Source organism: Simplicispira psychrophila DSM 11588 (assembly GCF_000688255.1).
Classification (GTDB): Bacteria; Pseudomonadota; Gammaproteobacteria; order Burkholderiales; family Burkholderiaceae_C; genus Simplicispira; species Simplicispira psychrophila.
In genome coordinates, this window is record NZ_JHYS01000012.1 from 25,642 (window position 1) to 45,157 (window position 19,516).

The following is a 19,516-nucleotide window of genomic DNA, read 5'->3' on the forward strand; positions in this document are numbered from 1 at the left end:
CTGCTTGACGAGTGCCAGCACGGCCTACGCAAAAAATCCAGCGACTACAGCGCCTTGCGCAGCGAGGCCACCGGAATCTTCAACCCCTCGCGGTATTTGGCGACGGTGCGGCGGGCGCATTCGATGCCCTGTTCTTTCAGCATCTCGGCCAGCTGGCTGTCAGACAGGGGTTTGACCGGACTTTCGGCGGCAATGAATTGCTGCAGCAGGGCACGCACGGCGGTACTCGACGCATTGCCGCCGGTGTCGGTGCCCAGGCCCGACCCGAAAAAGTGTTTCAGTTCAAACGTGCCTTGCGGCGTGGCCATGTATTTGGCGGTGGTGACGCGCGAAATGGTGGATTCGTGCAGTCCCAATTCGTCGGCAATATCGCGCAGCACCAGCGGGCGCATGGCCAGGGCGCCGTGGACGAAGAAGTTTTTCTGGCGTTCGACGATGGCTTGCGAGACGCGCAGGATGGTGTCAAAGCGCTGCTGGATATTCTTGATGAACCAACGCGCTTCTTGCAGGCGCTGCTGCAGCGCCTGGTGGCCTTCGGTGCCTTTGTGACCGCGCAGCGCGCGGGCATAGATATCGTGCACGCGCAGGCGCGGCATGACATCCGGGTTGAGGCGTACGCTCCACTGCTGCCCCGTGTGGCCAATGGGACGCACCAGCACATCGGGAAGGATGGCGTTGCGCTCAACCTGGGCAAAGCGCCGCCCGGGGCGCGGCTCCAGCCGCGCGATCAGGCCCAGGGCAGCGCGTACGCGCTCTTCAGCGGCGCCGCAGGCCTGCGCCAGGCGGCGCACGTCGCGGCGGGCCAGCCATTCCAGCGGCTGCTGACAAGCGCACAGGGCGGTGTGCACGGTCTCGGCATTTGCACTGGCGCTGGCACGCGCCTGCGGGTCTTGCTGCAGCACCTGCAGTTGCAGCGTCAGGCATTCAGCCAAGTTGCGCGCACCCACCCCGGTGGGCTCCAGACTGTGCAGCAGGTGCAGGGCGACAGTGAAGCGGTGCACCAGTTCTTCGTACGCTTCGCTAGGGGTGCTTGCGGCATTTTCAGCACCCTCTGCGCTCTGCGTTACGGCCTGCGGCCCCTGCAACAGGGCACGCGCTAGTTCGGGCAGCGTCTCTGACAGGTAGCCGTCTTCATTCAACGATTCAATCAAAAAGTGCAGCGCAGCGCGGTCCAGCTCGGACAGGCGCAGCGCCAGCGCCTGGCGGTGCAGAAATTGCGCCAGTGATTCATGGCCGTGGGCCAGATCGGTGGCATCGGCCTCACTGTCGGTATCGTTGTGCTGGCGCGCGAGCGCTTCGCCGCCCCATTCGCCGTCATCGGGCGCCATGTCGCTGCTGCCATCACCACCCCAGTCGGGCAAGTCAGACAGCTCGGCGGCATCATTTTCAGCATCATTTTGGCCTGTAGCGCTAGTACTGTCTGCGCTGATAGCTCCTGAATACATAGCATATTCAGTCTCTTCCTGGAGCGGTGTATCGGCCTGCGGCAGGCCGAATTCTTCGCGCGAGGCGCCTTCGAATCCCTCGGTGCTGCGCTCCAGAAAGGGGTTGTCATCGAGCATCTGCTCAACCTCGGCGGCCAGGTCGAGGGTGGACAGCTGTAACAGCCGGATCGATTGCTGTAGCTGTGGCGTCAGCGTCAGGTGCTGCGACATGCGCAGGGACAGGCCGGGTTTCATCATCGGCCTTCCTGCGCGGAGCGGTATTGGACTGCCACGTTACATCCTGAAGTGCTCGCCCAGGTAGACCCGGCGCACTTCGGGGTTATCGACAATGTCGGACGGCGTCCCCTGGGCCAGTACGTTGCCGTCGCTGATGATAAAGGCGTGGTCGCAGATGCCCAGCGTTTCACGCACGTTGTGGTCGGTGATGAGCACGCCGATGCCACGCGCCTTCAGGAAGCCGATGATGCGCTGGATCTCGATCACGGCAATCGGGTCGATGCCGGCAAAGGGCTCGTCCAGCAGGATAAAGCGTGGCTGGGTGGCCAGCGCCCGAGCGATTTCGACACGTCGGCGCTCCCCGCCGGACAGCGCCAGCGCCGGTGAGTCACGCAGGTGGTCTACGCGCAGCTCTTGCAGCAGCGCGTTCAGGCGTTCTTCGATGTCGCTCTTGGACAGGGACTTGCCGTACTCGTCGCGCTGTAGCTCCAGCACAGCGCGCACATTTTCCTGCACCGTGAGTTTGCGAAAAATCGAGGCCTCTTGCGGCAGGTAGGACAAGCCCAGGCGCGAACGGCGGTGGATGGGCATGTGCGCCACCGACTGGCCGTCAATGCGGATGTCACCGCCATCGCTGGGCACCAAGCCAACGATCATGTAGAACGAAGTGGTCTTGCCGGCGCCATTGGGGCCCAGCAGGCCGACGACCTCCCCCTTTTGCACCACCAACGAAACGTCCTTGACGACTTGGCGGCTGCCATAGGATTTCTGCAGGTGCTGCACTTCCAGGCGGCTCCCCGTCTGGGCTGCTGCACCTGCGCCAGCAGCGGCGACCGCGGGGGAATGGGTCATGGCTTGTCGCTGCCCAGCTTGTTGCTGGGTCGCAGCGCCGGGCCGGGCGCCCCGGGCACAGGGGTGGCACCAGCGGCAGTTTCTTTGGGTGCCAGCACGGCGCGCACACGCGAACCCGGCGTGGCGGCCGCGTTGGGCGCCGTCTTTTGGCCATCCACGGTGAAGACGTCGGTCAGGTTGTAATAAACAATGGTGGCGCCGGAAATTTCGTCATTCAAGGTGCTGCCACGGTAACGTCGCAACTCGGCGCGGCGCAGAAAGCGCACGGTATCGGCGCGGCCGTTGTATTCAATCAACTCGCCTTCACCCTCGATAAATTCATCGGGCGCACCCGGTGCGGTGTCACGCTGCTGGCGAAAAAAGGCGCGCTTGCCGGCGTCGGCAGTGACCGTGCCTGACTGGTAGCCGTCGGCACCCTGGTGCACCTCCAGGCGTGCGCCGCGCAACACGATAGAGCCTTTGGTCATGACGACGTGGCCGGTGAAAACGCTGGTTTGCTGCAGGTCGTCATGGCGCAACGCATCGGCTTCAATATTCATCGGCTTGTTGCGGTCGGCTTTTTCAGCATGCACCAACCCCAGAGGGGCGCAGGCCAGACAGGCTAGAAGGGGGAGCGTAAGGAGGCGTTTCATAAGGGCACGATTCTTGCAATCATTGTAGCCACGCTGCTGCGCCAGGCATAAAAAAACCCGCATGGGCGGGCTTGAATGGGTGACAAGCTGTCTGCACCGTGCGGGTGCAGACAAGTACCGGGTCAGGCCTTGGCGCTGATGCCGATCAGGTGATTCACCACGGCCAACACGCCGGGCATGCTGCCGGCCATGGTGCCGTCGGTGTAATAGCGCCCGGCCACGCCCATGGAGGGCACGCCTTCGACGCTATAGTCTTGTTGCAGCTGGGTGGCGCGGCGCACCTGATTGGAGACGGTGAAGGAGTTGTAGGTCTCCTTGAATTTGGCCATGTCCACGCCGGGCTGTTTGGCCATCCAGGCAAAAATCGCCTCTTCCTTGCTCAGGTTCTGGCGCTCGACATGGATGGCGCGGAACACGCGGGCGTGGAGTTCGTCCACTTTGCCCATGCCTTCCAGCGTGTAGTACAGCTTTTGCTGCGGGGCAAAACTGGCGTTGAAGGCCACTGGCACACGGTGCACGCTGGCGTTTTTGGGCGCCGTTTTCACCCAGTTGGCAAACGTGGGTTCGAACTCGTTGCAGTGCGAACAGTTGTACCAAAAAAATTCGATGACCTCGACCTGACCGGCGGGGGCGCTGGAGGCGACGGGTTTGGCCAGCTTGGCGTAGTCTTTGCCCTCTTTGAAGGCTCCAGACTGGGCCAATGCGGGCAGCGACAGGGCCGATGCGGCGAGCGCAGAGGCGGCAGACAAAGAAAAATCACGACGCTTCATTCAAACATTCTCCTTATTTGGTTTGCGGGGTGTGAGCACGCAGACGCTGCAAAGTTCAGCGCTGCACGCGCACCAAGTTCGATTCGACCTTCGCACTATCGAGTTTTTCCCGGATCTGATCGGCATCCACGCGCTTGTCAAAGGGACCTACGCGGACGCGAAACACGGTGCGGCCATTTTGTTCGCGCTCGCTGACGCGCGCTTCCCAGCCCAGCATGGCCAGTTTGGCGCGCTGGGCATCGGCATCGCTCTGGGTGCGAAAGGCACCGGCCTGCACAAAATAACTAAATGGATCCGTGCCATCGGTCGCTGCGCCAGCCTTGGTCTTGACCAGATCGCCCAACGGATCAGCCGACGAGGCACGGGGAGTGTCCTTACCGCCCTTAACTTCCTTAACCTCCTTGGACTCCTTGGACTCCTTGGACTCCTTGGCGGCTTTGGCATCCTTGGCGGCGACCGGCACTGCCGGCACGGCGGCGGCGTCTGGTGCCGCATCGGGCGCAGCAGCTTCTGCACTGACCACACCGGTGGCGACAGGCACGTTGGGACGCGCCGGATTTTTGCCATACAACGGTGAATTAGGGTCCCAGTTCTTGTTTTTCTCGGTTTCGGCGGCGTCCTGATCGATGCCGCGCAGGCCGGCCTTGTTCAAGAACGGCACCGGCACTTTGCTGACATAGACGGCCACACCGAACGCGGCCCCCAGGCCCACCACCAAGCCCAGAATAAAGCCCAGAATGGTTCCGCCCTGCTGCTGTTTTTTCATAAATTCGATCCTGTCACATTCTGCGCGGGGCAGACACGCCCAGCACCGCGAGGCCATTGTGCAGCACCTGTGCGGTGGCCGCGACCAGTGCCAAGCGGGCATTTTTCACCGCCTCGTCATCCACCAAAATACGCTCGGCGTCGTAGTAGCTGTGGTAGCTGGCGGCCAGGTCACGCAGGTAGAAGGTGACGTCGTGCGGTGCCTCACCGTCGGCGGCGGCCGTCAGCATCTCCGGGTATTTGACCAGCTGCAGCATCAGCGCCTGGGCCTGCGGACCATCCAGCGCGGACAGGTCTACCCCTTGCAGCGTAGCCACATCCCCCCCCCACGCCGCCAGCACCGAGCAGATACGCGCATGGGCGTATTGCACGTAGTACACCGGGTTGTCGTTGTTCTGCGCCACCGCCAGATCGACGTCGAAGGTGTATTCGGTATCGGGCTTGCGGGAGAGCAGAAAAAACCGCACCGCGTCCTTGCTGGTCCACTCGATCAGGTCGCGCAGCGTCACATACGAGCCGGCGCGCTTGCTGATCTTGACTTCTTCGCCGCCCTTGACCACGCGCACCATGGTGTGCAGCACGTAATCCGGGTAGCCGAGTGGAATGCCAACATCGGCCGCCTGCAGGCCAGCACGCACGCGGGCAATGGTGCCATGGTGATCGGTACCCTGGATGTTGACCACCTTGCTGTAACCACGCTCCCATTTGGCGATGTGATAGGCCACATCCGGCACAAAATAGGTGTAGGTGCCGTCTTGCTTGCGCATGACACGGTCTTTGTCATCACCGTAGTCGGTGCTGTTGAGCCACAGCGCGCCGTCTTGTTCGTAGGTTTTGCCGTTGGCGATCAGCTTGTTGACGGTGGCCTCGACGCGGCCGCTGGTGTAAAGGCTCGATTCGAGGTAGTACTCGTCGAATTTCAGGTTAAAGGCCTGCAGGTCCTTGTCCTGCTCGTTGCGCAAATAGGCCACCGCAAACTGGCGGATCGATTCGACATCCTGCACGTCACCACTGGCAGTGAACGCGCGGTCATCGGCTTTGACGGTTTTCTTCGCCAGAAAATCGTTGGCAATGTCCTGGATGTAATCGCCGTTGTAGAACGCCTTGCTGGCCGGGTTCTCAGGGTCGGTGGGCCAGCAGTCGTCGCCCGGCTTGAAACCCTTGGCGCGCAGTTGCGTGCTGTGGGTCAGCGTCTGGATCTGCACACCGGCGTCGTTGTAATAAAACTCGCGGTGCACGCTCCAGCCCTGCGTAGTAAACAGGTTGCACAGCGCGTCACCCAGCGCCGCCTGGCGGCCGTGGCCGACGTGCAACGGGCCGGTGGGGTTGGCGGAGACAAATTCGACCAGCACCTTCTCACCGCGCTCGCCCTGGAAACCAAAGCGTGCGCCACTGGCCAGCACCTCGCGCACCACTTCCTGCTTGGCAGCGGGTTGGAGGCGGATGTTGATGAAGCCGGGGCCGGCAATATCGATATCGGCGACCCAGCGCTGGCAGGCTGGCGTCGCCAGCAGCGCGCTGCGCAACGTCTCTGCTACCTGGCGCGGATTGAGCTTGAGCGGCTTGGCCAGTTGCATGGCCGCCGTACAGGCAAAGTCGCCGTGCGCCGCCACTTTGGGTGATTCAAAAGCGGCGCGGGCAGCGCCACCGGGGGCGATTTTTTCCAGTTCGGCGGCTAGTGCGGCCAGAAGTTCTTGTTTGACAGAAAGCATCCAGGGATTTTACGGGGGTGCAGGGCGCTGCGCCGGTGCGTCATCCGCGCGACAATCTGCGGCGTTGTGTGTAGAGCCATCCCCTCGGGATGATTTTTTGTGTTTTCACTTGCAGGAGTCTTCCATGAAACAGCTTCTCTCCCTGACCGCCCTGGGCCTGGCCCTCTGCTTGGGCAGCGCCCACGCTGCCGACACCGACGCTGCCGCCCCCACCAAGCAGCAATCCAAAATGGCGACCTGCAATAAAGAAGCGACCGGCATGAAGGGTGATGAGCGCAAGGGCTTCATGAAAACCTGCCTGAGCAACAAACCGGCCACCCAGCAGGCAAAAATGAAAAGCTGCAACGCCGACGCGACCGGCAAGAAGGGCGACGAGCGCAAAGCCTTCATGAGCGAATGTCTGAAGAAGTAAGTCCAGCTGCCCTCACCTCACCCGCCCGGCCCAGCGGGTTTTTTGTTGTCTGCACGACAGCCGCTGGGGCGCGCGGCCGGTATATTGCGACATCGTAGCGGATGAAGAAGTGCAGGCTTTGTAATGAAACAGATTTTTTTACTGACCACCCTGAGCCTGGCTTTGGCAGTGGGAGCGGCCCAGGCCCGAACCGTGCCCGCCGCAACCGCACCGCCCCTGGCTGCAGCGGGGGCCCCGGTCAGTCCGGTCGCCATCGCCTCAACAGCAGTGCCTGCGTTCGCCAGCCAGGCCGCGCCCGCCCAGCGGGCGGCCCCACGCAAAAGCCGCACGCGCGGCAAGGGAGTGCCGGTGCAGCGGCTCAAGATATGCAACGTCCAGGCCACCGCCGAAAAGGGCGAGGGGCGCACGGCCGCGCTCAGCACCTGCATCAAACAATAACGGCAGCGCGCCCCCGCCAGCGCTGGTTTACCAGCCGCGCGCCCAGAACACGGCAATCACCGCCACCACCGGCAGGATGTGCGACTGCACCATGATCAGCCGGCGCGCCCGGCGCACCTCGGCAGCAGCGGGCAAGGCGCCGCTGACATGCAAGGCGCGGCGCCAGCGCCGAAACGCCAGCGTGGGCGCAATCGACAACAGGACCATCACCACAAACAGCGTGATTTTCAGGTGCAGCATCGGCTGCGTCAGATACCAGGACGCACCTTTGATGCCCCAGAAGATGCGTACCAGTCCACTGGCCAGCAGCACCGCCGCCGTGGTCTGGTAGATCACGTCCAGGCGCACTAGGCGCTCGACGACAGCGGCGTTCATCCACTCGATGCGGCACAGCGCCGCCTGGCTGCTCATGAACGTCACCAGAGCCAAAATCGCCACCAGGTGGAGGCTGGCCAAAAACGCTTCCAAAGTCATTGCATATCCTTGTTGTGATCGAGAGCGCCGGCCTGCAGCGGTAGCGCAGAGGCCGTGCGGGCATTCCAGAAGCCCGGCAAACTGTAATGGTGCTTGAGGTAATCAATCCACAGCCGCACGCGCAGCGGCAAGTGTTTGGCGTGTGGAAAGACCACGTACACCCCATTCGGCGGCGCGGCAAATTCGTCCAGCACCGCCACCAATTGACCGGAGGCAATTTCATCTTCCACCTCCCAGATGCTGCGCCAGGCAATGCCATAACCGGCCAGACACCAGTCGTACAGCACCTGCCCGTCCGAGCAGTCGAGTGGCCCGCCGGGGCGGATATGGACCAGTTCGCCGTGGGCACCGGTTCCGGTACCGCTCGCCGTCGGCGGCAGGCGAAACGCCCAGCCGCGCGTTTGCGAGGCGTCGCTCGACAGCGCCAGACAGTCGTGCTGCACCAGCTCGCCGGGATGCCGCGGCACGCCACGGCGCTGTAGATAGTGCGGCGCGGCGACGCACAGGCGGCGGTTCTCGGCAATGCGCACGCTGACCAGCGAGGAATCGGGCAAGTCACCGACGCGCACGGCGCAGTCAAAGCCTTCACCGGCCAAATCCACCACGCGGTCGCTCAGATTCAGCGAAATCACCACCTCCGGGTGCAGGGCGCGAAAACGTGGCACCAGCGGCGCCACGTGGCGCCGGCCAAAACCCGCCGGCGCCGTCAGGCGCAGGTGGCCGCTGGCGCGCATACCGCCGGCCGACACACTGGCCTCGGCGTTGGCGACGTCGGCCAGCAGCTTCTGGCAGTCCTCCAGAAAGGCGCTACCTTCATGGGTCAGGCTGATGCGCCGCGTGGTGCGCACCAACAGTTTCACGCCCAGGTGTTCTTCCAGCGCATCCAGCCGCCGCCCCATGATGGCCGGGGCCACGCCTTCGGCGCGCGCCGCCGCCGTCAGGCTGCCGCGCGTGGCGACCGACACAAAAGATTCAAACGCCTTGAGCTTGTCCATGGGCGCTGATTATGCGGACGCCGGCATAAGCGCGGGACGGCACGGTCATTGCCCCCGTGGGCCGCCGCCACAGCCAGCCATTTACTATTGATTTAATAGCTTATAGCGCTTATCACACAAGCGCCAGAGGCCAATTTAGTCTCTATTTCTCACCGACCCATCACCTCTGGCAGCGCAGCGCGCCTCGCCGCCCGGCAACCTCTTGGCGACCCGAAAAGGCCAACGGCGGTGCGGGCCGCAAGGCGCGCACCGCCGTTGCGGCAGGCTAGAACCAAGGGCCATGCAGGCTCAGGCGGCAAAACGCGCCACGGCACCCACGGGCATCGGGGCGGCGGTCACCGGTGCCGCCGCCACCAAACCCGGTTGCACATGGCCGTTCAGCGCCGCATTCAAGCGATCGCGATCCAGCGCGTTTTCCCAGCGCGAGACCACCACCGTGGCGACGGCATTGCCCATGAAGTTGGTCAGCGAGCGACATTCGCTCATGAAACGGTCCACACCCAAAATCAGCGCCATGCCGGCCACTGGCACTTCAGGCACCACTGCCAAGGTGGCGGCCAAGGTGATGAAACCGGCACCGGTCACGCCCGCCGCGCCTTTGGAACTGAGCATCGCCACCAGCAGCAGCGTCACTTGTTGGCCCAGCGTCAGGTCGGTGTTGGTGGCTTGGGCGATAAACAGCGCAGCCAGCGTCATGTAGATATTGGTGCCGTCCAGATTGAACGAGTAGCCGGTGGGAACCACCAAGCCGACCACCGACTTGCTGCAACCAGCTTTTTCCATTTTTTCCATCAGCGAAGGCAGGGCCGACTCCGATGACGACGTGCCCAGCACCAGCAGCAGTTCGGCCTTGAGGTAGCGGATCAGCTTGAGCACCGAGAAGCCACACAGGCGGGCGACGATGCCCAAAATCACCACCACAAAAAAGATCGAGGTCAGGTAGAACGAACCGACCAGCCAGGCCAGATTCACCAGCGAGCCCAGACCAAACTTGCCGATGGTGAAGGCGATGGCACCAAACGCACCCAAGGGCGCCGCCTTCATCAAGATGCTCACCAGCTTGAACACCGGTGCCGTAAGGGATTCGAGAAAGCTCAACACCGGCGCGCCACGGTCACCCACCATGGCCAGGGCCGCGCCAAACAGCACCGCCACAAACAGCACTTGCAGAATGTTGTCGCCGACAAACGGGCTCATCAGCGTTTTGGGAATGATGTCCATGGCAAAGCCGACCAGCGTCATCTCGTGCGACTTGGCGACATACGACTTCACTGCCGTCTGGTCGAGATCGGCGACATTGATGTTCATGCCCGCACCGGGCTGCACCACATTGGCCACGATCAGGCCGACCACCAGCGCCAGCGTGGAGAAGAACAGGAAGTACGCCATCGCCTTGCCAAACACCCGGCCCACCGTGCGCAAGTGGGTCATGCCGGCAATGCCGGTGACGATGGTCAAGAAAATCACCGGTGCGATGATCATCTTCACCAGCTTGATAAAGGCGTCGCCCAGCGGCTTGAAGCTGGTGGCAAATTCGGGCTGAAAGTGGCCCAGCAGCACACCCAGCACAATCGCTACCACCACCTGAAAATACAGTTGTCGGTAAAACGGCAACCGTACGTTGTCGGTGGGTTCAGCATGAATGACGTGCATAAGGTGCTCCAGAAGTGAGGGGGACAGCACCTGCGGGGTGCGTCGAGGGAGCCGTTTGTACCGCCGAACACTTTTTGCGCCGATAACCTATTGGTATTAGGCTGTGCCCCTTTCATAGGCGAGCGCCACCGCAAGCCTAGGGTAAACACCTATGCCACAGGAACCCGACGACGGCCCTGGGCGACCCTTTTCCATTCCGATACCACCACACCCCGCCACCATGTCGAGACCCCACCTGCGCAAATTCTGGACGGTGCTCATGCTGCTGGGCGGTATGGCCGCCAGCATGTGGGTGGCCAGCCAGTGGGCCTGGCGGCGCTCGCTGCACGCTGAAAACGCCACCGTGCAGCGCCAGCTGGCGCTGTATGGGCAGACGCTGGCGCAGCGCATCGACCGCTATCGCACCCTGCCCGAGGTGCTGGCGCTGGACATGCAGCTGCGCGATGCCCTGCGCCAGCCATTGAGCGCGGCGCAGGTCGAGCAGCTCAACCGCAAACTGGAGCAAGCCAACGGCGCCAGCCAATCCTCGACCCTGACGCTGATCAACCGCGACGGCACCGCCATTGCCGCCAGCAACTGGCGCACCGCCACCAGCAATGTCGGCATGGACTACAGCTTTCGGCCCTATGTGCAGCAGGCGCTGAACCAGGGCCGTGGCAGCTTTTATGGCATTGGCGTGACCACCGGCGAGCCGGGGTATTTTTTGTCGCAGGCGGTTCGGGACGACAGCGGCCAAACCCTGGGGCTGGTGGCGATCAAGATTGCTTTGCAGGAGCTGGAACGCGAGTGGCTGCAGACACCCGACATCGTGCTGGCCTCGGACGCCCATGGCGTGGTGTTTCTGGCCAGCCAGGACGTCTGGCGCTACCGCCTGCTGGCACCGCTGGACGCCGGGGAACGCCGTGAACTCAGTGCCACGCGGCAGTACTCCGGGCAAGCACTGCGGCCGCTGGACTACCGCACCGATGACCACCTGGACAACGGTGGGCGCCTGGTGCGCTTGCAGACAGCCGATCTTCCCGCCCTGCCCGGTCGCATCCTGTGGCAGACGCAGCAATTGCCCGGTACGCCTTGGCAGCTGCATCTGCTGCATGGCACGCAAAGCAGTGTGGCGGAGAGCCGCTGGGCAGCGGCGGCCGGCGGCGGTGGCTGGCTGGCGCTGGCGCTGCTGGTGCTGTTTGTCCACCAGCGCCAACGCCTGGCCACGCTGCGCCAGCGCAGCCGCCAGGAACTGGAGACGGTGCTGCAGCAACACGCCCAGGAACTGCGCACCGCACAGGACGGCATCGTGCAGGCCGCCAAAGAAGCCGACACCGGCCTGTCGCGCAGCCTGGAGCATCTGCCCCAGGGCGTGGTCATCATCGATGCTGCGCTGCAACTGGTGGCCTGGAACTCGCGCTACGTGCAGCTGTTTCGCTTTCCGCTGGACCTGCTACGGGTCGGCCAGCCGATTGAGGCCTTGCTGCGCCACAACGCACGCCGCGGCCTGCTCGGTCCCGGTTCGGTGGAGGATGCCATTGGACGGCGCCTGGCACACCTGCGCAGCGGCACACCGCACCTGCACGAAAGCGCCAAGGACGACGGCACGGTGCTGGAGATCCGCGGCAACCCGCTGCCCGAGGGCGGTTTTGTCACCAGCTATGCCGACATCACCAGCTACAAAAATGCGGCGCGCGAGCTGCGGTCGCTGGCCGACGCGCTCAAGCAACGCGTGGCCGACCGTACCCGCGACCTGGACGTTGCCCGGCGCGAAGCCGAACAGGCCAACCGCTCCAAGAGCCGGTTTGTGGCAGCCGCCGTGCATGACCTGCTGCAGCCACTGAACGCGGCGCGCATGTTCACCTCGCTGCTGCGCGCGCACCTGTACGACGAGGCGGGTCGCCACGCCGCCGACAGTATTGAAGGCGCGCTGGCGGCGCAGGACGCCATCCTGAGCAGCCTGCTGGACATTGCGCGCATGGAGTCCGGCCAGCTGGAGGTGCGCATCCGCGACGTGGCGCTGGGGCCGGTGCTGCAGGTGCTGGCGCACAACTTTGGCGTGCTGGCCGAGAGCCGGGGTCTGGCGCTGTCGTGCGTGGACACCCGCTGCGTGGTGCGCACCGATGACAACCTGCTGCGGCGCATCCTGCAGAATTTTGTCTCCAACGCCATCCGTTACAGCCGGCGCGGGCGCATTGTGGTCGGCTGCCGCCATGAGAGGGGCCCTGGCGGCGACCATGTGCGCATCGAGGTACACGACCAGGGCCCGGGCATCCCCGAAGCGCTGCAGCGCGAGATTTTTGAAGAGTTCCGCCGTCTCGACGAGGGCGGTGATGGCGACCGGGGCGCCGGCCTGGGCCTGGCCATCGTCGAGCGCCTGGGCCGCCTGCTGGGCCACGAGATTGGCCTGCGCTCACAGCTGGGCCAAGGCAGCGTGTTCTGGGTGCGGGTGCCGCTGGGCGACCCGGCCGCCACGCAACGCATCGATCCCCCTCCTACCGCCCCCGAGCCGGCAGAAGACGCTCCGCTGCACGGCGCCAGCGCCTGGGTGATCGACGACGATGGCCCCACCTGCGCCGCCACCCGCGCCCTGCTGCAGCGCTGGGGCTGCGCCGTGCCCCTGGCCGCCGGCGCGCCCGAGGCACTGGCCCAGGCCCTGCCCGGCCAGGCGCCGCAGCTGGTGTTGTTAGACGTCCACTTAGGCAGCCACCACGGCCCCGACCTGTACGCCCAGCTGTGCGAGCGCTGGGGACAAACGCCGGCGGTGATTTTGGTCACCGCCGAGCGCGACGCCACGCTGCGCCGCCAAGCCGCCGAACGCGGCTGGGGTTTTCTGGCCAAACCGGTGCGGGCACCGGCACTGCGGGCGCTGATGAGCCAAACCCTGCTGCGCCTGCGCGAAAGTGGGACGGACTAAGCCAGTCACGCAGGCGCTCAAAATACTATTTAATTAATAGCTATCAGCGCTTACCCATCAAGGTCTAGAGGCTATTTTTGGCATAAATTTACCCAGCCAAGCAACTTGGACTCTGGGTCAAAGCCCGTTCTCAGGCTCGAGGCTTTTGACCAGCACGGCGGCCTGGGTGCGGCTGTAGCAGGCCAGTTTTTTGAGGATGGCGGTGACATGCACTTTGACGGTGTTGCCGGCCAGTCCCAGCTCAGCGGCGATCTGTTTATTCAGCAAGCCATCAGCCAGGCACAGCAGCACGCGAAACTGCTGCGGCGTCAGCTGCGCCAGGCGCGCGGCCAGCTCGGCGTCGGCCTCCGAGCGCTCGGCGGCCATCGCGGGAAACCAGCTACCGCCATCGAGCACGCTGGCAATCGCCTCGCCCATGGACTCCGCCGGGGCTGACTTGGGGATAAAACCGGCGGCGCCAAACTGCTGGGCCCGGCGGATGACGCGCGGGTGGTCGTTGGATGAAATCACCACCACCGGCACCTCGGGGTATTCACCGCGCACATGCAGCAGCGCTGAAAAACCGCGTGCGCCCGGCATACTCAGGTCGAGCAGCACCAGTTCGACCTCCGGGTGCTGCTGCAGCGTACTGCCCAGCGTGGCGGCACTGGCGGCCTCCAGCGTGCAGAACTGCGGCAGCCGCTGGTGCAGCACATGCAGCACCGCAGCGCGGAACAAAGGGTGGTCATCGGCGACCAACAGCGTAGGCTTGGACATGGCCTGCAGTCTGCCACGGGCATTGAAGGCACCGAAACCCTATTTACCCCGCTGTCGCCACGGGCGCAATCGCCTGATCGATGGCGCCACACAGGCTGTGGCCGTCAGCGCCTTTCATCTCGATGCGCAGGGTGTCGCCAAAACGCAGGTAGTCGGTGCTGGGCTGACCGTCCTGCAGGGTTTCGATGGCGCGCTTGTCGGCAAGGCAGTGGTAGCCCTTGGGCCAGTCGGTGCGGCCTTTGCTGGCGGGCACCGCGGGACTGCGCACGGTACCGCTGGCGACGATGCTGCCGGCGCGCAGCGAGCGGGTGCGCGCGGCGTGGGCGATCAGCTGACCAAAGTGCCACGGCATCTCCGCACCGGCGTCGCTCAGGCCGACCTTGCGCCCATTCCAGCTCGATTGCAGCGCCCAGTGCAGTCGCCCACCCTGCCAAGCGCTGCCCAGCTCATCCAGCGTCACCGCTACCGGGCTGAACGCCGTGGTCGGGCGCGCTTGCAGCGGGCCCCAGCCGCGCTCCAGTTCGGCCGGCAGCAGCTGGCGCAGGCAGACGGCATTGGCCAGCAGCAGCAGGCGCACGCTGTCCAGCGCTTGCTCGGGCGTGCAGGCGCGGCGCACGTCGCCGGTGATGACCGCCACTTCGGCGCCAAAGTCAATGCCCATGGCTTCGCTGGCGATGGGCACGTCGTCACACGGGCCGAGAAAATCGTCACTGGCGCCCTGGTACATCAGCGGCGTGCCGGCAGTGCTTTGCTGCAGCGCCGGGGTGACGGCGCCCAGATACTGGGTGGCTCGCGGCAGCGGGGCCATGCACTGGCGTGGATCGAAAGGAAAGTTGTGGCGCACGCGCCCGGCGTTGAGCTGCACCGACAGGTCCTGCAGCTGTGGCGCCAGGAAAGTCCAGTCGTCCAACACCTGCTGCAGGCGGCTGGCAATGCCGGTCGGATAATGCGCGCTGCTCAGGTCGCGCGACACCACCACCAGTTGGCCGTCGCGGGAACCGTCTTTGTAGGTGGCTAATTTCATGGGAGCAAGGTCTTTGTGAATGTCAAAAGGGTTACGCGCGGCCGTATTGTCGGCCGCTGCCAGCGTCAGGCGTGGCGGCAATGATGCCGCGCCTGACGCGGTGGCGGCTGACGGCGCTGGTGCTGGCGCTGCACTGGCTGGTGCTGGTCGGCTTGCCACTGCAGCAGCACGCTCCCCTGACCCCGCCGGCGCAGGTGTTCAGCACGCGCACGCTGGCCGCGCCGGCCCCCGCGCCGTCCCCGCCCCCCTCCAGCGCAGCCGCTGCCGTCCCCAAGTCCGCCCCGGTGCGCCGTACGCCAGTGCGCAAGCAACCGCCGGCGCCGGTCACGCCGCAGGCCCTCCCCGCCCCAGACACCACGCCGCAGCCCGCCAGTGCGGTTGCCGCCATGGCCCCATCCGAGGCCAGCGCCGAGAACGCGTCCACCCCCCCCGCAGAGGCTGAAACGCCCGGCGCCGCTGCAGCGCCGGAAGGGGCGGGCGCGCAAGCTGCCGCCACCGATCCCAACCCCACGCCCAACGTCCCTGCCGGCAGCACCTCTGCCGCTCCAACAGAACCCGTGCTGCCCACGTCCCTGGCACCGACCGGCGCCATCGACATCGAAGTGCCCGGCGCCGTGGCCCGCAGCGGCCCCGGCACGACACCAGCAGTGCAGATTCCGGCACCACGGCGGCTGCAGTTCGATGTCAGCGGCGAAGCAAAGAAATTCCACTACAGCGCCCGTGCCGAGCTGCTGTGGCAGCACGACGGCCAGCATTACCAGGCGCGCCAGGAGATCAGCCTGCTGTTTTTGGGCGCGCGCACGCAAACCAGCGTGGGGGCCCTCAGCGACGGCGGTTTGCGCCCGCAGCGCTTTGGTGACCGCGCGCGCAACGAGCAGGCCGCACATTTCGACTACGCCCAAGGCCAGGTCACCTTCAGCGCCAACACGCCGCCGGCAGCGATGGTGGTGGGCACGCAAGACCGGCTCAGCGTATTTATCCAGCTGGGCGCCCTGCTGGCGGCGGCGCCCGAGCGCTATCCGCCCGGCACGCGCATCAGCTTGGCCACGGTGGGTGCACGCGCGGCCGATGTGTGGGCGTTCACGGTGCAGGGCACGGAAATGCTGGATTTGCCGACCGGGGCCCTCAGCGCACTCAAACTGCAGCGCCTGCCCCGGCGCGACCATGAGTACGACCAGAAGGCCGAACTGTGGCTGGCGCCCACGCTGGGCTACCTGCCGGTGCGCATCCGCATTACCCAGGCCAATGGCGACTTTGCCGACCTGCGTCTGCGCAGCCAGGCACCGCCCTGAGCAGCGGCCAGTCCCCCAGCCACAGCAGCGCCGCAGGGCTTGGGGGATACTCCCCAACAGGCACTACGCCCGCGCAGGACTTGAACTCCGCGCAAATGCTGTCATCTGACAAGCACACCGATCAGGGAGATCACCATGCAAATGCTCTACGACTCAGAATCTTTTGTGGTTGTCCACATGTTGCCGGACGCCCTGGAGCAGGAGCACGTCCCCAGCGCGGACAGCCCCGACAGCCCCGAACCGGTGCCACAACTGGCCCGCCACGGTTTTCAGATCGTCGATAAGCGCTCGGGCAAAGAGCTGTATCTGGATGGCTCCTGGGCCGAGATGTTCCAGCAGAAAATTCTGGCTTGGCAGCGCGATGCACCGACCCAGGAAGAGGTCGAAGACACCCTGGACCGCTATACCGGGCTGGCGCAAAACCCGGTGGTGGTGCATTAAAGTGACGAATTCAGCCTCAAAACAGCCTCAAACGCTTGAGTGACATGCGCTATATGCTATTTATTCAATAGCACATAGACCCCCAGCCTTCAAGACAGACGCAGCCGGTCGGCGGCGTAGACCGCAGCCTGCACACGCGAGCTCAGGTTGAGCTTGCGCAAAATGTGCTGCACGTGGATTTTTACCGTGGTTTCGGCAATGTCCAGCGTGCGCGCAATCTCCTTGTTGCTGGCGCCGCGGGCGATTTCACGCAATACCTCTTCTTCACGTGGCGATAGGGCAGGCGCTGCAGCACTGGCGCAGCCGTGCCCGGCCGGGGCTGGCACCGCCGCCGCGAGCAGCGCCGGCGCCAGCGCGTCCTGGGCCTGAAACGCCGCTACCAGCTTGCCCATCAACTCCACGCTCACCACCGGCTCGCCACACATCGCCCGGCGGATGGCCTGGGCCAGCAGATCGCCTTCAATCGTCTTGAGCAGATAGCCCTGCGCGCCGTTGCGCAGCGCCAGGGCCAAGTCGTGCGCGTCTTCGCTCACGGTGAGGATCAGCACCCGTGCCTGCGGCGCGAGCTGGCGCAGGTCTTTCACGGCATCGATGCCGCGCACACCGGGCAGGTGGTTATCGAGCAGGATGACGTCGGGCTGCAGCGCCGGCGCTAGGCGCAGCGCCTGCGCAGCGTCGCCGGCTTCGCCCACCACCTGCAGGCCGGCATCCTGCTCCAGCAGCGCAATCAGGCCACGGCGAAACAAGGTGTGGTCATCGACCACCAACAGGGTGATGGGAGCAAGGGGCGTGCAATCGGGCATGGAGTTCAGTGCAACGGAAGGGTGGAATTTTTGCCCCGCGCAGAGGGGGGCGCCAGCATGGCGTGTGCCGGGGCGCCGGGTGCCAACTCGATGGTCACCATGGTGCCCTGACCGGGCGCCGACTGGACATGCACGCGCGCACCAATGCCGAGCGCGCGCTCGTACATGATGCCCAGACCGACATGCAAGGAGTCGGCTGCGGTAGGTGTCGGGTCAAAACCCACGCCGTCGTCTTGCACCTCGATACGCCAGTGCGGATGGCGATAGGCGCGCACTTGCACGCGGCTGGCCTGGGCGTGCTTGCGCACATTCGACAGCGCCTCCTGCACGATGTGCAGCACCTGGATCTGCACATCCGGCGCCAGCGGCAGGCCGTGGCCTTGCATGGTCAGCTGGGTGGCCATGCCGGTCTGGTGCTCGAACTTGGACAGGGTGGTGCGCAGCGCCGCTTCAATGTCTTCGGCGCTGGTGCGCGTGCGAAAGTGCACCAGCAGTTCGCGCACATCGGCATAGCACTCGCGCACGCCCACATCCAGTTCGGCCATGCTGCGCTCGCGTGCGGCGACATTGCCCTTGGCCACCGCATCGCGCAACAGTTGGGTCTGAATTTTCAAAAACGCCAGCGACTGGGCAATCGAGTCGTGCAACTCGCGCGCCAGCAGGCTGCGCTCTTCGGCCACCGCTGCCTCGCGCTCCAGCGCCGCCGCGCGCAGCCCTTCCATCGAGCTGGCCAGATGGCGCACCATGGCTTCGAGCAGCTCGCGCATGTCCGGCGTCAGCTCGACCGGCGAGCGAAAGAACAGGTTCAGTTCACCCAGCACGCGCTGGTGCACCTGCACCGGCAGAGCCACCAGGGTTTCATAGCCGGCCTCGTGGCAATGCGGCAAAAACATCGGCGTGGACGGCGTGATCGAGATCACCCGCGCGCCCGGTTTGCGCTGCGGCTGACCACAAAAGCAACTGCCCGCCTGCAGGCATTGCTCCTGCTCGGCCATGGCGCGCGGCAGGCCATCGGTGGCCAGAATGACGTAGCGCTCGTTACCCTCGTCCGACCAGCGCACCACCGCCGCATCGGCGCCCGAGACGCTGCGCACCTGGCGCACAAAGCCGCGCGCCAGCACCTCCAGATTGCCGGCCTCGGAGGCTTGTGCACTGACTTGGTACAAGGCCGCCAGGCGCTGGCTCTTGATTTCGATGCTGGCGGTTTTCTCGCGCACTTTCGATTCCAGATCGGCGTGCGAGGTCTGCATCGCCCGGGCCATCAGGTTAAAGCCCTGCATGAGCTGGCCAAATTCATCGTTCGACGCCACCTCCAGACGCGTCCCCAATTCGCCCTGGCGGATGCGTGCCAAGGCCTGCTGCAGCAGCGCCACCGGGCTGAGCACCACCCAGTAACTGATGGCCATGAAGGCCACGGCAGCGGCAATCGCCACCGCTACCAGCAGCAGCTGGAACAGGTGCAGCACGGCCGTCCAACGCATGATTTTCACCTCGATGGCATCAACAAAACCATCCATGCGCTGCACAAAGGCATCGGCCTGCCCCAACACCGCCGCCGCGCCGGGCCGCTGGGAGCCCAGCCACTGCCCGTGCACGCTGGCCCACGCGGTGCGAATGGCGTCAAAACGGCTGCGTGTGTCCTCGCTCCAGGGCACATACAGCGGGCGCATCGGGTCGCCCACGCGCAGCAACTCCAAGCTGGCATCGAACTGCAGCACCCGCTGCGCCAGTTCGGCGGGCGATTCACCTGGCAACGCCAAGACTATGCGCAGGGTGTGCATGCGCAAGCGCCCGGCCTCATTGACCGCAGCGGCGCTGCCCTCCAGCCGCCAGGCGATCCACAGCGTCAGGCTGATCGAGGCCATCGCTACCAGCAAAAACACCAGCCCCATGGCCAGCAGCTTGGTGGTGAGCGTGTGGGACTTGCGCATGGCGGCAGT

At 64.8% G+C, this 19,516-nt stretch carries 18 protein-coding genes; 5 read left to right on the forward strand and 13 right to left on the reverse strand.

Translation table 11 applies throughout. The features are described 5' to 3' along the window. Nucleotides 1–44: 44 nt before the first annotated feature. From rpoN to argS, 6 genes are all read right to left on the reverse strand, one after another. The gene (gene rpoN / locus Q390_RS0112375; RefSeq protein ID WP_027996345.1) at nucleotides 45–1,679 is read right to left on the reverse strand and encodes an RNA polymerase factor sigma-54; all 1,635 of its coding nucleotides are present in this window, start codon (nucleotides 1,677–1,679) and stop codon (nucleotides 45–47) included. Nucleotides 1,680–1,718: 39 nt separating this feature from the next. After that, on the reverse strand, nucleotides 1,719–2,513 hold the full coding sequence (gene lptB, locus Q390_RS0112380) for an LPS export ABC transporter ATP-binding protein (RefSeq protein ID WP_027996346.1): 795 nt from the start codon (nucleotides 2,511–2,513) through the stop codon (nucleotides 1,719–1,721). Further along, on the reverse strand, nucleotides 2,510–3,145 hold the full coding sequence (gene lptA, locus Q390_RS0112385) for a lipopolysaccharide transport periplasmic protein LptA (RefSeq protein WP_027996347.1): 636 nt from the start codon (nucleotides 3,143–3,145) through the stop codon (nucleotides 2,510–2,512). Before lptA ends, lptB begins: the two co-directional genes overlap by 4 nt. Before the next feature lie 122 nt (nucleotides 3,146–3,267). Continuing rightward, nucleotides 3,268–3,915: a thiol:disulfide interchange protein DsbA/DsbL gene (locus Q390_RS0112390; protein ID WP_027996348.1), complete on the reverse strand. Its 648-nt coding sequence runs from the start codon at nucleotides 3,913–3,915 to the stop codon at nucleotides 3,268–3,270. A gap of 55 nt (nucleotides 3,916–3,970) precedes the next feature. Then, a complete protein-coding gene (locus tag Q390_RS0112395) occupies nucleotides 3,971–4,681 on the reverse strand; it encodes an SPOR domain-containing protein (RefSeq protein ID WP_027996349.1) in 711 nt (236 codons plus the stop codon). Between the two features lie 13 nt (nucleotides 4,682–4,694). After that, entirely contained in the window at nucleotides 4,695–6,392 is a 1,698-nt protein-coding gene (argS, locus tag Q390_RS0112400) for an arginine--tRNA ligase (protein ID WP_027996350.1), read from the reverse strand. Nucleotides 6,393–6,516: 124 nt separating this feature from the next. Here argS and Q390_RS0112405 point away from each other — a divergent pair, with 124 nt between their 5' ends. Beyond that, on the forward strand, nucleotides 6,517–6,804 hold the full coding sequence (locus tag Q390_RS0112405) for a PsiF family protein (RefSeq protein ID WP_027996351.1): 288 nt from the start codon (nucleotides 6,517–6,519) through the stop codon (nucleotides 6,802–6,804). A 123-nt stretch (nucleotides 6,805–6,927) separates the two neighbouring features. Beyond that, entirely contained in the window at nucleotides 6,928–7,242 is a 315-nt protein-coding gene (locus Q390_RS0112410; protein WP_027996352.1) for a PsiF family protein, read from the forward strand. A 27-nt stretch (nucleotides 7,243–7,269) separates the two neighbouring features. Here the strand turns inward: Q390_RS0112410 and Q390_RS0112415 are convergent, their stop codons facing one another. The 3 genes from Q390_RS0112415 to Q390_RS0112425 form a co-directional block, all read right to left on the reverse strand. Continuing rightward, nucleotides 7,270–7,716 (reverse strand): DUF2214 family protein, encoded by a 447-nt coding sequence (locus Q390_RS0112415; RefSeq protein ID WP_027996353.1) that lies wholly within the window; start codon nucleotides 7,714–7,716, stop codon nucleotides 7,270–7,272. Further along, nucleotides 7,713–8,711 (reverse strand): LysR family transcriptional regulator, encoded by a 999-nt coding sequence (locus Q390_RS18410; RefSeq protein ID WP_051603218.1) that lies wholly within the window; start codon nucleotides 8,709–8,711, stop codon nucleotides 7,713–7,715. The genes Q390_RS0112415 and Q390_RS18410 overlap by 4 nt, the downstream gene beginning before the upstream one ends. Nucleotides 8,712–8,999: 288 nt before the next feature. Then, a complete protein-coding gene (locus tag Q390_RS0112425; protein ID WP_027996354.1) occupies nucleotides 9,000–10,364 on the reverse strand; it encodes a dicarboxylate/amino acid:cation symporter in 1,365 nt (454 codons plus the stop codon). Nucleotides 10,365–10,584: 220 nt separating this feature from the next. Between Q390_RS0112425 and Q390_RS0112430 the strand changes: the two genes are divergently transcribed. Next, nucleotides 10,585–13,260 carry a hybrid sensor histidine kinase/response regulator gene (locus Q390_RS0112430; RefSeq protein WP_027996355.1) on the forward strand — a complete coding sequence of 892 codons (2,676 nt, stop codon included), beginning with the start codon at nucleotides 10,585–10,587 and terminating at the stop codon, nucleotides 13,258–13,260. Between the two features lie 117 nt (nucleotides 13,261–13,377). Here Q390_RS0112430 and Q390_RS0112435 read toward each other — a convergent pair whose 3' ends face one another. Both Q390_RS0112435 and Q390_RS0112440 read right to left on the reverse strand, forming a co-directional pair. After that, nucleotides 13,378–14,016, reverse strand: coding sequence for a response regulator (locus Q390_RS0112435; RefSeq protein WP_027996356.1), 639 nt, complete (start codon nucleotides 14,014–14,016; stop codon nucleotides 13,378–13,380). Between the two features lie 43 nt (nucleotides 14,017–14,059). Next, nucleotides 14,060–15,040 carry a fumarylacetoacetate hydrolase family protein gene (locus Q390_RS0112440; RefSeq protein WP_027996357.1) on the reverse strand — a complete coding sequence of 327 codons (981 nt, stop codon included), beginning with the start codon at nucleotides 15,038–15,040 and terminating at the stop codon, nucleotides 14,060–14,062. Between the two features lie 80 nt (nucleotides 15,041–15,120). On the opposite strand from Q390_RS0112440, the gene Q390_RS0112445 reads away from it, so the two are divergent. Next, the gene (locus tag Q390_RS0112445) at nucleotides 15,121–16,332 is read left to right on the forward strand and encodes a DUF3108 domain-containing protein (protein ID WP_342666097.1); all 1,212 of its coding nucleotides are present in this window, start codon (nucleotides 15,121–15,123) and stop codon (nucleotides 16,330–16,332) included. A gap of 135 nt (nucleotides 16,333–16,467) precedes the next feature. Continuing rightward, complete coding sequence (locus Q390_RS0112450; RefSeq protein WP_027996359.1) at nucleotides 16,468–16,773, forward strand: BTH_I0359 family protein; 306 nt, start codon at nucleotides 16,468–16,470, stop codon at nucleotides 16,771–16,773. Nucleotides 16,774–16,862: 89 nt separating this feature from the next. On the opposite strand, the gene Q390_RS0112455 is transcribed toward Q390_RS0112450, so the two are convergent. Further along, a complete protein-coding gene (locus Q390_RS0112455; protein WP_027996360.1) occupies nucleotides 16,863–17,576 on the reverse strand; it encodes a response regulator in 714 nt (237 codons plus the stop codon). Between the two features lie 5 nt (nucleotides 17,577–17,581). Next, entirely contained in the window at nucleotides 17,582–19,507 is a 1,926-nt protein-coding gene (locus Q390_RS0112460; protein WP_027996361.1) for a type IV pili methyl-accepting chemotaxis transducer N-terminal domain-containing protein, read from the reverse strand. Nucleotides 19,508–19,516 lie beyond the last annotated feature (9 nt).